Origin of the sequence: Vibrio sp. ZF57, from assembly GCF_001691235.1 — a bacterium.
Classification (GTDB): Bacteria; Pseudomonadota; Gammaproteobacteria; order Enterobacterales; family Vibrionaceae; genus Vibrio; species Vibrio crassostreae_C.
In genome coordinates this window covers 1-14,564 of sequence record NZ_MAKD01000056.1, presented here as the reverse complement: position 1 = coordinate 14,564, position 14,564 = coordinate 1, and the positions used below count along the sequence as shown (strand labels likewise).

Annotated in this window: 14 protein-coding genes; 6 read left to right on the top strand and 8 right to left on the bottom strand. The window is 45.5% G+C overall.

What is annotated here, in order from left to right:
• Positions 1-10: 10 nt before the first annotated feature.
• Entirely contained in the window at positions 11-2,476 is a 2,466-nt protein-coding gene (gene fadE, locus A6D97_RS05775; RefSeq protein ID WP_059019960.1) for an acyl-CoA dehydrogenase FadE, read from the bottom strand.
• Positions 2,477-2,804: 328 nt separating this feature from the next.
• Here fadE and lpcA point away from each other — a divergent pair, with 328 nt between their 5' ends.
• Entirely contained in the window at positions 2,805-3,380 is a 576-nt protein-coding gene (gene lpcA, locus A6D97_RS05770; RefSeq protein ID WP_065583987.1) for a D-sedoheptulose 7-phosphate isomerase, read from the top strand.
• Between the two features lie 67 nt (positions 3,381-3,447).
• Positions 3,448-4,293, top strand: a complete 846-nt coding sequence (locus A6D97_RS05765) for a class II glutamine amidotransferase (protein ID WP_065583986.1) — start codon at positions 3,448-3,450, stop codon at positions 4,291-4,293.
• Between the two features lie 116 nt (positions 4,294-4,409).
• On the opposite strand, the gene purN is transcribed toward A6D97_RS05765, so the two are convergent.
• Both purN and purM read right to left on the bottom strand, forming a co-directional pair.
• On the bottom strand, positions 4,410-5,084 hold the full coding sequence (purN, locus tag A6D97_RS05760) for a phosphoribosylglycinamide formyltransferase (protein ID WP_017060717.1): 675 nt from the start codon (positions 5,082-5,084) through the stop codon (positions 4,410-4,412).
• 132 nt (positions 5,085-5,216) lie between these two features.
• Positions 5,217-6,257, bottom strand: a complete 1,041-nt coding sequence (gene purM, locus A6D97_RS05755) for a phosphoribosylformylglycinamidine cyclo-ligase (RefSeq protein ID WP_008222945.1) — start codon at positions 6,255-6,257, stop codon at positions 5,217-5,219.
• Positions 6,258-6,426: 169 nt separating this feature from the next.
• Here purM and upp point away from each other — a divergent pair, with 169 nt between their 5' ends.
• Positions 6,427-7,053, top strand: coding sequence for a uracil phosphoribosyltransferase (upp, locus tag A6D97_RS05750; protein ID WP_017060716.1), 627 nt, complete (start codon positions 6,427-6,429; stop codon positions 7,051-7,053).
• 141 nt (positions 7,054-7,194) lie between these two features.
• On the opposite strand, the gene A6D97_RS05745 is transcribed toward upp, so the two are convergent.
• A complete protein-coding gene (locus A6D97_RS05745; RefSeq protein ID WP_065583985.1) occupies positions 7,195-8,433 on the bottom strand; it encodes a uracil-xanthine permease family protein in 1,239 nt (412 codons plus the stop codon).
• A gap of 277 nt (positions 8,434-8,710) precedes the next feature.
• Here A6D97_RS05745 and A6D97_RS05740 point away from each other — a divergent pair, with 277 nt between their 5' ends.
• Positions 8,711-9,970 carry a DUF2066 domain-containing protein gene (locus A6D97_RS05740; protein ID WP_065583984.1) on the top strand — a complete coding sequence of 420 codons (1,260 nt, stop codon included), beginning with the start codon at positions 8,711-8,713 and terminating at the stop codon, positions 9,968-9,970.
• 110 nt (positions 9,971-10,080) lie between these two features.
• On the opposite strand, the gene A6D97_RS05735 is transcribed toward A6D97_RS05740, so the two are convergent.
• The 4 genes from A6D97_RS05735 to A6D97_RS05720 all read right to left on the bottom strand — a co-directional run bounded on the left by A6D97_RS05735 (position 10,081) and on the right by A6D97_RS05720 (position 13,042).
• Positions 10,081-10,518: a DUF2069 domain-containing protein gene (locus A6D97_RS05735; RefSeq protein ID WP_017060713.1), complete on the bottom strand. Its 438-nt coding sequence runs from the start codon at positions 10,516-10,518 to the stop codon at positions 10,081-10,083.
• Positions 10,515-11,108, bottom strand: a complete 594-nt coding sequence (wrbA, locus tag A6D97_RS05730; protein ID WP_017060712.1) for an NAD(P)H:quinone oxidoreductase — start codon at positions 11,106-11,108, stop codon at positions 10,515-10,517. Before wrbA ends, A6D97_RS05735 begins: the two co-directional genes overlap by 4 nt.
• Before the next feature lie 6 nt (positions 11,109-11,114).
• Positions 11,115-11,465 (bottom strand): arsenate reductase (glutaredoxin), encoded by a 351-nt coding sequence (arsC, locus tag A6D97_RS05725; RefSeq protein WP_017060711.1) that lies wholly within the window; start codon positions 11,463-11,465, stop codon positions 11,115-11,117.
• Between the two features lie 122 nt (positions 11,466-11,587).
• Positions 11,588-13,042 carry a M48 family metallopeptidase gene (locus tag A6D97_RS05720; RefSeq protein WP_017060710.1) on the bottom strand — a complete coding sequence of 485 codons (1,455 nt, stop codon included), beginning with the start codon at positions 13,040-13,042 and terminating at the stop codon, positions 11,588-11,590.
• Between the two features lie 178 nt (positions 13,043-13,220).
• Between A6D97_RS05720 and A6D97_RS05715 the strand changes: the two genes are divergently transcribed.
• Together A6D97_RS05715 and A6D97_RS05710 are read left to right on the top strand one after the other, a co-directional pair.
• Positions 13,221-13,460 (top strand): sulfurtransferase TusA family protein, encoded by a 240-nt coding sequence (locus A6D97_RS05715; RefSeq protein WP_017060709.1) that lies wholly within the window; start codon positions 13,221-13,223, stop codon positions 13,458-13,460.
• Positions 13,453-14,529 carry an AI-2E family transporter gene (locus A6D97_RS05710; protein WP_017063383.1) on the top strand — a complete coding sequence of 359 codons (1,077 nt, stop codon included), beginning with the start codon at positions 13,453-13,455 and terminating at the stop codon, positions 14,527-14,529. The genes A6D97_RS05715 and A6D97_RS05710 overlap by 8 nt, the downstream gene beginning before the upstream one ends.
• Positions 14,530-14,564: the final 35 nt, after the last annotated feature.

Sequence of the window (14,564 nt, the reverse complement as noted above, 5' to 3'; positions counted from 1 at the left end):
TTTTCTGGCCTTAAGCGACGTTATCAATCGATTGGTCTGGGTACTGAGATTTTGCTGCAAGCTCCTCTGGTGAGAAGTCATCCACGTTAATCGTGTACAGTCTATGTTCCTCAGCGCTAATCAGAAGATTTGCTTCGTCTTGCGTTAAGATACCTTTCTCAAGTCCCAACTGAGCAACAAGATCAAGTCGTAAGAAGGCACGTTTTTGATGTGTCTCTTTGCAGACTTTGTCGAACAGAGGTTCAGCTTGAAGAATCACTTCTAGCGCTTTTTCAATCTTACCTACTGGGTTGTATTCCGTCGCTTCTAGGTATTGGCCGCGACCTATACGAGAGCGTGTTTCGCTTGGTGTTTGTAGAATGTGCGCAACTTTGCTATCGAGCTTGTCGTTTGGAGCACGACGGATACGACCAAATGGCATTAGCACAACACGAAGCAGACGACCAATCACAGGGTTAGGGAAGTTCGCTAAGAATTCATCAATCGCCACTTCAGTCTGACGTAAGCTATCTTGCATCCCCCAATGTACTAACGGTAGATCTTCAGCGTGGCTGCCTTCACTTTCAAAGCGCTTCAACGTTGCTGAACCGAGGTAAAGTTGACTTAAGATATCACCCAGTCTTGCTGATAAACGTTCTCTACGCTTCAGTGATCCGCCTAGAACTGCCATTGAAATATCAGACAGTAGCGCTAGGTTTGCACTGTAGCGGTTTAGCTGTTGGTAGTAACGCTGTGTCTGTTTATCTGTTTTATTTGAAGGTGTTGGCGCATCAGAACCACGACCATCGGTTAAACCAAACCACAAGCTGCGGACTAGGTTGCTCATCGTAAAGCTAACGTGCCCTGCTAACGCTGAATCAAACTTATCAAGCGCATCGCTGCTTTCAGAATAAGCCGCTTCCATTTCGTTCAGTACGTAAGGGTGACAGCGAATCGCACCTTGACCATAGATGATCATTGAACGAGTCAGGATGTTTGCGCCTTCAACCGTAATCGCGATAGGCGAGCCTTGGTAGCCACGAGCTAGGAAGTTCGATGGGCCTAAACAAATGCCTTTACCACCGACGATATCCATCGCATCAATGATGCTGCGCTGGCCACGGTGAGTACAGTGGTACTTAACGATTGCAGAGATAACCGAAGGCTTTTCACCAAGGTCGATGCCCGCAACGGTTAGGTTACTTGCAGCGTCCATTACATAAGCGTTACCTGCAAGGCGTGCAAGTGGCTCTTCAACCCCTTCCATGCGGCCAATAGGCTGTTTGAACTGACGGCGGATACGAGCGTAAGCGCCAGTTGCAAGCGCGGCAGACTTAATGCCACCGGTTGAGTTTGAAGGTAGTGTGATACCACGACCAACCGACAGACACTCAACCAGCATACGCCAGCCTTGACCGGCCATTTTCTGGCCACCAATGATGAAATCGATAGGGACGAAGATATCGTCGCCTTGCGTCGGGCCATTTTGGAAAGGTACGTTTAGTGGGAAGTGGCGGTTGCCAATCTCTACGCCTTTTAAATCCGTTGGGATAAGCGCACAAGTGATACCAAGATCTTTTTGGTCACCAAGCAGGCCATCCGGATCACGCAATTTAAAAGCCAAGCCTAAAACGGTCGCGACAGGCGCGAGAGTGATGTAACGCTTGTTCCAAGTTAGGCGCATGCCAAGTACTTCTTCGCCTTGCCAGTCGCCTTTACAAACCACACCGTAATCTGGGATTGAACCTGCATCTGAACCGGCTTCTGGGCTAGTCAGAGCAAAACAAGGGATCTCTTTACCTTCCGCTAAGCGAGGCAGGTAGTGGTTTCTTTGTTCTTCTGTACCGTAGTGTTGTAAAAGCTCACCAGGGCCTAATGAGTTAGGTACTCCAACCGTCGATGACAATACACTAGAAACACCCGTCAACTTCTGTAGAACCAAAGATTGAGCGTAAGCTGAGAACTCTAAGCCGCCGTATTTTTTCTTGATGATCATGGCGAAGAATTTATGGTCTTTCAGGTATTGCCATACTTCTGGTGGCAAATCAGCAAGCTCATGTGTCACTTGGTAATCGTTGACCATTTCACACACGGTATTTACTGGACCATCTAAAAACGCTTGCTCAGCCTCAGAGAGTTTTGGGTCAGCAATGTTCTGAAGCTTCTTCCATTCAGGTTTGCCTTTGAACAGCTCTGCTTCCCACCATACTGTGCCAGCTTCTAGTGCTTCTTTTTCTGTCTGAGACATCGCTGGCAGAACTTTCTTAAATAAAGAGAGTGCTTTTTGGCTGATCAGTGTCTGACGAATGGTCGGTACAGCAAAGATCGCAACGGCTAATAGATAGCAAAGCCAGCCAGTAACAGCCACGCCGCCAAGCAGTGTTAATGCTACCATTGCGCCGGTTAATACAACTAATGCACGTACCAGACTAACTCTATGGTAAAGACAGACGCCTAAGATGGCGGTCATGCCGAGTAGGGAGAGCAATATGTTCATGATCGATTTCCTTTTCAGAGATCACTTATTGTTATTAAGTTTTAGGTAAGAGGTCTAACCAGTTAAGTGTAAACAAAATATTAAATATTTGTAAAACTCCAAAGTGAATAAAAAGTGATCTCAATAGAGTTAAAGTTCTAATTGTGAGAGGTTGGTGGCGAATATTTGGACGGATCGGCAGTGAGACCCTAATAAAGGTTGCAATCTTTGGGCTTAAGTGTCGACACTATTTCATGTTTGTGGGTAAACTCAGTTATAAAGAGGGGAAAACCCTCAGTTCTCATTTCGCGTACTTTAAGTTACGTCAAAAAAATAAGAGATAAGCCTTATGTACCAAGACCTAATCAAAAGTGAATTAAACGAAGCTGCTGACGTTCTGAATAAGTTCTTGAGTGATGATCACAACATTGCTCAAATTGAAGCGGCTGCAAAACTGATTGCTGACTCATTCAAACAAGAAGGCAAAGTGCTTTCTTGTGGTAACGGTGGCTCACACTGTGATGCGATGCACTTCGCGGAAGAGCTAACAGGCCGATACCGTGAAAACCGTCCAGGTTACGCTGGCATTGCGATTTCAGATCCAAGCCACCTGTCTTGTGTGAGTAATGATTTTGGCTACGACCACGTATTTTCTCGTTATGTAGAAGCGGTAGGTCGTAAAGGTGATGTGTTGTTTGGTCTGTCGACTTCAGGTAACTCTGTCAATATTCTAAAAGCGATTGAAACTGCTCAAGCTAAAGGCATGAAGACGATTGCATTGACGGGTAAAGATGGCGGTAAAATGGCGGGTTGTGCTGATATCGAAATCCGAGTGCCACACTTTGGTTACGCAGATCGCATCCAAGAGATTCACATTAAGATCATTCATATTGTGATTCAGCTTGTTGAAAAAGAGATGGAATAGTAGTTTTACAGACATTTGGAACCCAGGTTTGTGGCTCCATTGGTTTTAATAGGGAGTAGATTAAACCATGTGTGAATTGCTCGGTATGAGCGCGAATGTGCCAACTGATATTTGTTTTAGCTTTACTGGTCTTATGCAGCGTGGAGGCAATACTGGCCCGCACCGCGATGGCTGGGGTATTACCTTCTATGAGGGAAAGGGTTTTCGTACATTTAAAGATCCTAACCCTAGCTGTGAATCTAAGATCGCTGAGTTGGTTCAAAACTACCCAATTAAAAGCCAAGCCGTTGTCAGTCATATCCGTCAAGCGAACCGTGGTGGTGTTAATCTAGAGAATACACACCCTTTTACTCGTGAGCTTTGGGGGCGATACTGGACCTTTGCTCACAATGGTCAATTAACGGATTACGACGATCTGATTAGTGGTCGTTTCAGACCGGTTGGCGAGACAGACAGTGAGCTCTCCTTCTGTTGGCTACTCAAACAACTTGAAGAGCGTTTCCCTGAGCCACCTCAAGATATGGAAGGTATGTTTCGCTTCGTAGCGGAATGTTGTGACCAGCTCCGAGAGAAAGGCGTTTTCAACATGTTGTTGAGTGATGGTGAGTACGTGATGACTTACTGTACTAACCATTTGTACTGGATAACAAGGCGCGCACCTTTTGGTAAAGCGAGCCTGATTGATGAAGATGTTGAGATAAACTTCCAAGAAGAGACTACGCCAAATGATGTGGTGACGGTGGTAGCAACTCAACCTCTTACGGACAATGAACAGTGGTTTAGAATGAAGCCGGGCGAATACGCACTGTTTCATTTTGGTGAGCTGATTGGCAACAACCATCAAGCGTTAGAAGATGTTGCTTATGCGCCGAAAAAGGTAGCGAGCCAAGCACCGACAGAGCCATTAAGCTAATGCTGTAGATCGTATTGCTTGAACCCGAACAAACGAAGGCCGCTTACTGCACTAACCAGTCAGTAAGCGGCCTTTTTGTTTTTCAGCAATTTGTTGTCTGAGAGTCGTTTGACGAATTACTCTTCTGCGTAACCGTGTTTACCTAATGCTTTACCGTCTAACACAGCCTGTCCATTGACCATTGATAAACGGTCTTCCGCGAACCACTTGCAGACCATAGGGTAAATGCAGTGTTCTTGAGTCAGCACTCGGCTTGCCAACATATCAGCATCATCATCTTCAAATACCGGCACCTTAGCTTGCAAGATCACAGGGCCGCCATCGAGCTCCTCGGTAACAAAGTGGACGCTAGTACCGTGTTCTTTGTCTTGCGCATCAATGGCACGCTGGTGGGTGTGTAGGCCTGGGTATTTCGGCAACAGAGAAGGGTGGATGTTGACCATTTTCCCTGCATAGTGACGAACAAACTCTGAACTCAGGATTCGCATGTAGCCAGCGAGTACGATTAAATCTGGCTGGTAAGCATCGATCTGAACCATCAATTCATGGTCAAACTCTTCACGTGAACCAAAGTCTTTTGGATTCACTGAATGAGCGTCAACACCTGCGGTTTTCGCTCGTTCTAATCCAAAAGCCTCTGCTTTGTTTGAGAAGACAGCTTTAACCGATGCATCAATCATATCGCTATCGCAGGCATCTAAAATAGCCTGTAAGTTACTTCCGCTTCCTGAAACTAACACAACGATGTTTTTCTGAGAGTGACTGGTTTTATTTGAGTGATTGTTTTTCATAGAGTGGGTCATACGATTGATTAACTGAATTGTTTACAATGTACCTACATAAACTAAGGTTTTCTGCGGGCTAAATAGCAAAATGAGGACCATTAGGTCCTCATTGATTAACTAAGTAAGTGAGCGTATCACTTATTTAATTTCAACTTGCTCTTCGCCAGCTTCAGCGTTTGCGATCTCACCGATAACCCAAGCGTTTTCGCCTTCAGCTTTCAGTAGTTCAACAGCAGCGTCTGCTTGATCTTTAGGTAGAGCAACAACTAGGCCTACACCACAGTTGAAAGTGCGGTACATTTCGAATGTCTCCACGTTACCTTTCTCTTGTAGCCAGTTGAAGATAGCAGGCCATTCCCAGCTCTTGCCATCAATGACTGCTTTAGTACCTTCAGGAAGTACGCGTGGGATGTTTTCCCAGAAACCACCACCTGTGATGTGTGAGATAGCATGAATGTCATGCTCTGCAATCATCTTAAGTGCCGATTTGATGTAAATCTTAGTTGGTTCTAGTAGGTGCTCACCGATAGTGCGACCTTCTAGTTCTTCACTCTTATCAGCACCAGAAACTTCTAGGACTTTACGAATTAAAGAGTAACCGTTTGAGTGTGGACCACTTGAGCCAACAGCGATAAGTGCGTCGCCTGCTGCTACTTTAGTGCCGTCAATGATGTCCGCTTTTTCTACAACACCAACACAGAAGCCAGCTACATCGTAGTCGTCGCCTTCGTACATGCCTGGCATTTCAGCAGTTTCACCACCGATTAGTGCACAGCCAGCTTGAACACAGCCTTCAGCAATACCAGAAACAACGTCTGCTGCTGTATCTACATCTAGCTTACCTGTTGCGTAGTAGTCTAGGAAGAATAGCGGTTCACCACCTTGAACGATTAAGTCGTTCACACACATTGCCACTAGGTCGATACCAATGGTGTCGTGTTTTTTCAGATCCAAAGCAAGGCGAAGTTTAGTACCAACACCATCAGTACCTGAAACAAGTACTGGCTCTTTGTATTTCGTTGGAAGTTCACATAGGGCGCCAAAGCCACCAATACCGCCCATTACTTCAGGGCGACGAGTGCGTTTAACAGCACCTTTAATACGGTCTACTAGTGCATTACCTGCGTCGATATCAACACCAGCGTCTTTGTAGCTTAGAGAAGAAGTATTACCACTCACGGGATAGTCCTCGAACTTAAGTTGGATGTGAAAACGGCGCTATTCTAACAGGGCTTGAATATGAAGAGCAAACGTTTGCGCGGTTTTTTTTATTAGAATAAAGATTCTGAAATAACCTTAGAGTTCGTGTATAATCTACAGGTTTGTTTAAATATTGCCGGAGTTGGAAATGAAAGTTGTTGAAGTGAAACACCCGCTAGTAAAACATAAAATTGGCCTGATGCGTGAAGGTGAGATTAGCACTAAGCGTTTTCGTGAGCTAGCGACAGAAGTGGGTAGCCTTCTAACATACGAAGCGACATCAGACTTTGAAACTGAGCGTGTGACGATTAACGGTTGGAACGGTCCAGTAGAAGTTGACCAAATTAAAGGTAAAAAAGTAACGGTAGTGCCAATCCTACGTGCTGGTCTAGGCATGATGGACGGCGTTCTTGAGCACATCCCAAGTGCACGTATCAGCGTTGTTGGTATCTACCGTGACGAAGAAACACTTGAGCCAGTACCATACTTCAACAAGCTTGCATCTAACATCGATGAGCGTATTGCTCTAGTGGTAGACCCAATGCTTGCGACAGGTGGTTCTATGATCGCGACTATCGACCTGATGAAAGAGAAAGGTTGTAAGCACTTTAAGATTCTTGTGCTTGTTGCTGCTCCTGAAGGTATCGCTGCTCTAGAAAAAGCGCACCCAGATGTTGAGCTTTACACGGCTGCAATCGATGAGAAGCTAAACGACAAGGGCTACATTGTTCCTGGTCTTGGCGATGCTGGCGATAAGATCTTCGGTACTAAGTAATTCGGTTTCAGCTTAAGTGACTCTAAACAGTTCCTTAACTCGCTGAATTAACCGTATTAATAAAAAGGGAGAGCATTCGATGCTCTCCCTTTTTTGATCTTGTTAGGTTGTGATTCTTTGGAATCTAGCCTTACCGACTCATTAATCGATTTGAGCTTTATCTACCACAGTGTTGTCACCTAGCTCTTCTGGAAGTACTAGGTTAAGTAGAATCGCAACGATACCGCACAAGCTTACGCCCTGTAGGCTAAAGTCACCGATACCAAAGGCCATGCCGCCAATACCAAAGACTAAAGTAATGCCCACAATCACAAGGTTACGTGATTTGTGTAGGTCAACATTGTTTTTGATTAGCGTGTTAAGACCAACGGTTGCGATAGAGCCAAACAGTAGAATCATGATGCCGCCCATTACTGGAACCGGAATCGTTTGAAGTAGTGCGCCTAGCTTACCAACTAATGCAAGAACGATGGCAGTAACAGCAGCCCAAGTCATGATTACTGGATTGAATGCTTTCGTCAGCATTACTGCGCCTGTTACTTCACTGTAAGTAGTGTTTGGTGGCGCGCCCAGCATAGAAGCTGCGATTGTTGCCACGCCATCGCCTGTGATTGTGCGGTGCAGGCCTGGCTTCTTAAGGTAGTCTTTGCCGGTTACGTTAGAGATCGCAAGCATGTCGCCAACGTGCTCAACGGCAGGTGCAATCGCAACAAATACCATGAAGAAGATAGCGTTGATGTTGAACTCAGGTGCAGTGAAGTTCGGTAGTGCCAACCAAGACGCTTGAGCCACTGGTGTGAAGTCTACCGCGCCGTATACCAAGCTAGTGATGTAACCCGCAACAATACCACCAAAGATAGGCAGCAGTTTTAGGAAGCCTTTCGAGAATACACTGATGACAATCGTTACTAGCAGTGAAATCGAAGAGATCCACAGTGCTGCGTCTGCATCAACGAGCTGAACTGCGCCGTCGCCAGTCTTACCAAGCGCCATGTTTACCGCAACAGGCGCAAGACCTAAACCGATAACCATGATTACAGGGCCAACCACGACGGGTGGAAGTAGCTTATGAATGAAGCCAACGCCTCTTACTTTAATCAATGCACCCATCAATACATACACAACACCTGCCGCCATTAGGCCACCCATGGTTGCGCCAACGCCCCATGTTTGAATACCAAACATGATAGGCGCGATGAATGCGAAAGAAGACGCTAAGAAGATTGGCACTGAACGGCGTGTAATAAGTTGGAATAAAAGGGTACCGATACCTGCGCCAAAGAGTGCAACGTTGGGGTCAAGTCCTGTTAGTAGCGGCACGAGTACAAGCGCACCAAATGCTACAAACAGCATTTGCGCACCTTGCAGAGCATTTTTCATGTTATGTCCTTAAAATGGTCGTTATATGAAAAGCGAAAAATAAAATTCGCGGGATTCTATCACTTAGCAATCGATTGCTACACCAAATAGATCAAATTTATTTATCTTAATGATGTTTTATATCCATCTAAGCCCTAGAAATTCAGTTTATAAGTGAGCGATTTATCATGGCCAGGTGATATTTTGTGGTTATTAAACACAGTGGGCGCTATCGACCTTGCCCCTCAATCCATAGTTGCTTATCATCTAGGCACAAGATTTGAATATTAGGATCAGTATGCGCTACATAGCATTGTTGTTGATGGGACTATTAGCCTCTCCGAGTTATGCCTTAACTCAAGTAGATATTTTTAGTGCTGAAGTTGCGATTAACGCTGAAGACAAACAGCCAGAACAAGTGGCAAGAAATACAGGTATGGAGCAGGTATTGATACGTGCGACCGGCCAAACTGATGTCGCTTCGAATGAGACGATTCAAAAGGCGATGCGCAAGAGTTCGCAGTACATGTCTCAAATGAGTTTTGGTGAAAGCAATGACCACTCAACATTGCGTATGCGTTTTAACGGTGCTCAAATCCGTTCGCTATTGACTCAAGCACAGTTACCGTACTGGCCTGACACGCGTTCAAACATCCTTGTTTGGCTGGTGGAAGAGGACAACTACGACAAGAATATCGTGTGGGAACACTCTAACTCACAGTTAGCAGCTAGCTTACAAGCTAACGCAAAAGAGCGTGGCTTGCCTCTAACGCTGCCTGTGGGTGACTTTGACGATATTACGGGTATTGCGACTTCTGATTTGTGGGGTAGCTTTGTTACGCCAATCAGTAAAGCGAGTCAGCGTTATCCTGTTGATGCTGTGTTGGTGATAAAGGCTCAATCTTCAGGCCTACGTTGGGCTCTATACGATCAAAAGCCAAGTCAATTGACGAGTGCACCAACATCGCCTGTAAGTGGTTCACTATCGGGTAACAGCGACACGACTTCTAAGAAGTTAGTTGACCAAATCAGTAACTACTACGCAGGAAAAAGTGCTGTGACGGTAGCGAGTGAGTCATCAGAATCGATTTTAACGCAGTTTATTAGCCTGAATAATGCTCAAGACTTCTTCCAGTTAGAGAACGCACTTAAGCGTCTAAACTCGGTGGCAAGCCTAGATATTCTGAAGATTCAGAACAACGAAGTCACTTTCCGAATTCACTTATTGTCGACTCAACAAGAGTTTGAGCAAGAAGTAGCAAGTATTCGACAAGTCGCGAAGGTTGAAGAATCTTACATTGAGCCTGAAGTGAGCCCTGAATTTGAAACTCAAGACAACACAATGTCTGTAGGTGATGATTCAACAGACGCTGCTGAAGTCGTTGGTGACGAAACTGACTCAGGCGTACAAGTGATTAAGGGCAACGAGATATCTGAGGATGCTGAGCTAACGAATACGCCTGACGCAACGTTAGAGGATTCTAGTACAGAAGATCTAACCATCACTGCGCCAGTACATGCTAAGCCAAGCTTGGTATACGAGTGGGTTCGCTCATAATTGTCAGCTGACATGACTGATTGAAATGAAAACTTGAAAAAAGCCCTGCAAGAGCAATCTCGCAGGGCTTTTTGTTTGTAAGCGGTCAGTTTAAAAGCATGGGCTCAATATTATTGCTCGAACTTAGCTTTCTCTCTCTTTTCTACTTCAGAAAGACGCTTCAACTTGATGCCTAACTCTTTGGCTCTAAAGCGAGTAAATAAGATATTGCCCGCGAAACCTAGAGTCGTCAGAAGCAGTTCTACAGCCGCTAATAAACGTTCACCATCGTCTACATACAAGATAGTTAATGCGTGTAGGAAATAGAGCATCAAGACGAAATTTGCCCATGCGTGCGTATAAGGTTTTCCTGCTAAAATGCCCGGTAATGGCAATAACAGCGGGATAGCCCAAGCAATCGCCAGTGTGACATTACTGAGATGAGGGTGCGGTGAAAGCGTCATCTGCCAAGCCACCACCCAGAATAAAAGCGACAAGTTGCCCGCTAAAGCAAGGTAGCGAAATAGCTTGGTTTTGGGAGACATAGCCTTCTCTGGCATATACATCATTGAGAAATTCCCTTCTGATTTATTGCGATGCGCGCTAGGCGTTTACCTAGGTTTTGCGCCAACTCAATCTCTTCTTTGCTAAGTGAAGCGCTCTCTCCAGTACTGCTTGCACCATAAGGCGTACCACCAGTTTGAGTGGTGTGCAGCGCCGGTTCTGAGTAGGGGATGCCCACGACTAACATGCCGTGATGAAGCAGGGGCAACATCATGCTTTGTTGTGTTGTCTCTTGACCACCATGCAATGATGAAGAAGAGGTAAATACACAACCTGGCTTATCGATGAGATCACCATTGATCCACATTGATGTCGTGCTATCCCAAAAGTGCTTCATTGGCCCGGCCATGTTACCAAACCAAACCGGACTGCCTAGCGCCAAACCATCACAAGATCGAAGTTCTTGTAACGAGGCAATAGGATCGGTTGGTTGATAACGCGAATCAGGCTGCTCTTCTACTGTGTACACGTCGTTCACCGTCCTTAGCATAGCTTCGCAGTTCGGGATGGATTCAACCCCTCGTGCAATCTGCCTTGCTAGAGCTTGTGTGTTGCCGTGGCGACTGTAATAAAGAACAAGAATGTTAATGCTCATATTGGATTACAGAATCTCTAGCACTTGCTCTGGTGGACGACCAATTTTTGCTTTGTTGTTCGCGACAACGACTGGGCGCTCAAACAGTTTTGGATTGGTTGCCATCGCGGCGAAAAGATCTTCATCAGTAACTGAAGCATCGCCAAGGTTTGCTTCTTTGTAGTCCGCTTCTTTGGTGCGCATCATGTCGCGAACACTGTCAAAACCAAGCTGAGTGAACAGTACTTTCAGCTGTTCAACTGTTAACGGAGTCTCCAGGTATTTGATGACCTCTGGCTGTACGCCGTTTTCCTGAAGCACTTCTAGAGTTTGACGGCTCTTTGAGCAGCGTGGGTTATGATAAATCACGACAGACATGGTTCTTCCTCATTATTATTTTTGATTTAGTTGTTTAGCTGAAGCCACCAGGGGTGACTTCTTTTTTGTGTAACGTTGAGCTTTCTTTTTATTCTGGTAACGAGCTGTTACCAGTAAACACTCTATTGTAGCGACAAGAAGCGCTCTCGTTGAATCATTAGCTGATCAATTCGAGCGTCGTAGCGTGCTTGTTTTAGGCTTCCTAATTCTGCGATTTGGCTTGCTTGCGTGTAGTACTGAATCGCTTTGTTCCAGTTGGCTTGCAGTGCCAAAATTTCTGCACGAGCAGCCAGTTCTTCGTCGCTATTACCAAGGCTCGTATTTACTTTTGAAAGTAAGTGCCAGCCATTGGTGTCATTCGGGTTATCGTGCGTGTAACGCTGCAATACGCGAACCGCTTCTTGAAGATCTTCATTTTCAATCAGTGCGTTGGCGTAGTTAATGGTCAGAACCGGGTTGTTTGGTTGACGAACCAGTGCCGATTTAAGTTCTTTAATCGCAATCTCAGGCTGCTTCTTCTCGATGTGCAGATCCGAAATAGCATCTAGATAAAACAGGTTGGTTGGATCGCTGTTAATCAGCTTGTTCAGGATGGGCTCTGCTTTGTCTAATTTTTTAGAGTCTAGGTAAACCAGTGCTTGGCCATATTCTAATGACGGAACCAAAGCTTTAGGGGCTTTCTTTAGCTGACGCTCAAACCAATCAAGAGCAGCATCATTATTAATGCCAGCATAGCGCGCAACAATGCGGGCTCTTGCTAGGTGGTAGTCCAGAGAGGGAGCCAGTTTCAGTGGCGGGTAACTACGAGCACGAGCACGTGAATCGGTAATTCGGTCTTCTGGTAATGGGTGAGTCAGTAGCATTGGCGGTGGTGTGCTCGCATAGCGATATTCATCAGCTAAACGGCCAAAGAAACGTGGCATCGCATTCACATCAAACCCAGCTTTTGCTAGCGTGTTGATACCAAAGCGGTCGGCTTCTTTTTCATTACTACGGGTGTAGTTGATTTGGCTTTGCATATTACCCGCAGTCGTTGCCGTTAGGGCTGCAATGCCGGCTTCAGGAGCTGCAATTGCCAGTAATACAGAGGCTGCTAGCGCTGCAATGGTTGCTGGAGAGCGGCGCGCTTGGTCTTCCATACTACGCGCTAAGTGACGTTGGGTTACGTGCGCGATTTCGTGCGCTAATACAGAAGCTAATTCACTTTCAGATTGTGCATGCAGGAATAGACCTGAGTGCAAAGCAACATAACCACCAAAGAAAGCAAAGGCGTTGATGTTGCGGTCACGGATCATAAAGAACTGGAAAGGTGTCTTTACATCATTTGCGTTCGCGACCAGACGATGGCCAAGAGTATCAATATATAGATTTAGAACTGGGTCGTTTACGATAGGCTGGCTACTTCTGATGATGCGCATGTAGGCATCACCATAGATAAGCTCTTGGTCGATAGTGAGTGTGCCGCCAGCAGCGGTACCGATATCTGGTAGCTCCAAACTATTGGTATTCGCCATAGTTGGGGTGCTTAATGTAGCTGCGATGCATAAGCAAGCAATTGAGCGAGCGCGTTTAAACATATTAGTCAGTAATACTCCGTTTCTTCTGACAGTAAGACAAGTGCAATGGAAATTGGTTCTTTATCTGATTTAACCTTTGCCAAGTGCGTGCGCTATCATGAAGGAGGATGAATGAATGATGGCGCGTTTTCAAAAACAGATTACAATACGACCCTTATAATAAGCATCGAGCTCAAGAATGACACCTAATATTCTAGATTTACGCCAAGAGCGCTGTCCAATGGCGCTATTATTAGCCAAGCGTCACAGTGTAAAGTTAGAAGTAGGGCAGTCATTGTCAATTTATGTGTCTGATAACAGTTCGATGAAAGATATTGTTACTTATTTGTCTAAGCAAGCCTATGACGTCATCACTGAGGTTTGCTCTAATTACCATCATCTCCTCGTCACTAAAAAGGAATTGCAGTCAGATGCTTGAAATGGTCAATCGTTGGTATAAACGACGTTTCTCTGATCCCCATGCTGTCAGTTTGGTTGCCATCATTCTCTTCGGCTTTATTACGATCTACTTCTTTGGTCACCTAATTGCACCACTCTTGGTTGCGATTGTGTTGGCTTATTTGCTTGAGTGGCCTGTTACCCAACTTCAAAGACTCGGTGTTCCAAGAACGCCTTCGGTGATGTTGGTGATCATGATGTTCTTTAGCGTGATGCTACTTGCGATCTTTGGCTTGGTACCAACCATTTGGCAACAAGTGGGCAATCTAATTAATGATATCCCAAGCATGTATGGCAGCTTGCAAAACTTCATTGCGACGATTCCTGAACGCTATCCAGAATTAGCTAACCTGCAGATCGTTGAGTCCATTATGTCTAACGCCAAGAACAAAGCGTTAGGTTTTGGTGAAAGTGTTGTCAAAGGTTCTCTTGCTTCTCTTGTGAGCTTAGCGACCTTAGCGGTTTACTTGATTCTTGTACCACTGCTTATTTTCTTCTTGTTAAAAGACAAAGAAGAGATGATCAGAATGGCGAGCGGTGTACTTCCTCGAAATCGTCGTTTAGCGACCAAAGTATGGGAAGAGATGAACCAGCAAATCTCGAACTACATTCGCGGTAAAGTCTTAGAGATTTTAATTGTTGGTGGTGTCAGCTACGTAACCTTTGCGATTCTGGATCTGCGTTATTCAGTCTTGTTGGCTGTCGCGGTTGGCTTCTCGGTACTGATCCCTTATATCGGCGCGGCAGCTGTGACTGTTCCTGTGGCGATTGTAGGCCTGTTCCAGTGGGGATTAGAGCCTCAGTTTTACTGGTTGCTTCTCGCTTACGGTATTATCCAAGCGCTAGATGGTAACGTGCTCGTTCCTGTTCTTTTCTCTGAAGCGGTGAACCTGCACCCAGTGGCCATTATTGTTGCCGTGTTAGTGTTTGGTGGACTGTGGGGATTCTGGGGCGTGTTCTTTGCTATCCCGTTGGCAACGTTAGTTAAGGCGGTTTGGAATGCTTTACCGAGTCACGCATTAGACGATGACCCTGAACATCAAAAGTAATTGATCTTGTTATAGAAAAAGGCCGAACATCCATG

Coding starts and splice junctions, on each gene's coding strand:
- lpcA (WP_065583987.1), top strand. CDS start 2,805: ATGTACCAAGACCTAATCAAAAGTGAATTAAACGAAGCTGCTGACGTT.
- upp (WP_017060716.1), top strand. CDS start 6,427: ATGAAAGTTGTTGAAGTGAAACACCCGCTAGTAAAACATAAAATTGGC.
- A6D97_RS05740 (WP_065583984.1), top strand. CDS start 8,711: ATGCGCTACATAGCATTGTTGTTGATGGGACTATTAGCCTCTCCGAGT.
- A6D97_RS05710 (WP_017063383.1), top strand. CDS start 13,453: ATGCTTGAAATGGTCAATCGTTGGTATAAACGACGTTTCTCTGATCCC.
- arsC (WP_017060711.1), bottom strand. CDS start 11,465: ATGTCTGTCGTGATTTATCATAACCCACGCTGCTCAAAGAGCCGTCAA.
- A6D97_RS05735 (WP_017060713.1), bottom strand. CDS start 10,518: ATGATGTATATGCCAGAGAAGGCTATGTCTCCCAAAACCAAGCTATTT.
- A6D97_RS05720 (WP_017060710.1), bottom strand. CDS start 13,042: ATGTTTAAACGCGCTCGCTCAATTGCTTGCTTATGCATCGCAGCTACA.
- purN (WP_017060717.1), bottom strand. CDS start 5,084: ATGAAAAACAATCACTCAAATAAAACCAGTCACTCTCAGAAAAACATC.
- A6D97_RS05715 (WP_017060709.1), top strand. CDS start 13,221: ATGACACCTAATATTCTAGATTTACGCCAAGAGCGCTGTCCAATGGCG.
- A6D97_RS05765 (WP_065583986.1), top strand. CDS start 3,448: ATGTGTGAATTGCTCGGTATGAGCGCGAATGTGCCAACTGATATTTGT.
- wrbA (WP_017060712.1), bottom strand. CDS start 11,108: ATGAGCATTAACATTCTTGTTCTTTATTACAGTCGCCACGGCAACACA.
- fadE (WP_059019960.1), bottom strand. CDS start 2,476: ATGAACATATTGCTCTCCCTACTCGGCATGACCGCCATCTTAGGCGTC.
- A6D97_RS05745 (WP_065583985.1), bottom strand. CDS start 8,433: ATGAAAAATGCTCTGCAAGGTGCGCAAATGCTGTTTGTAGCATTTGGT.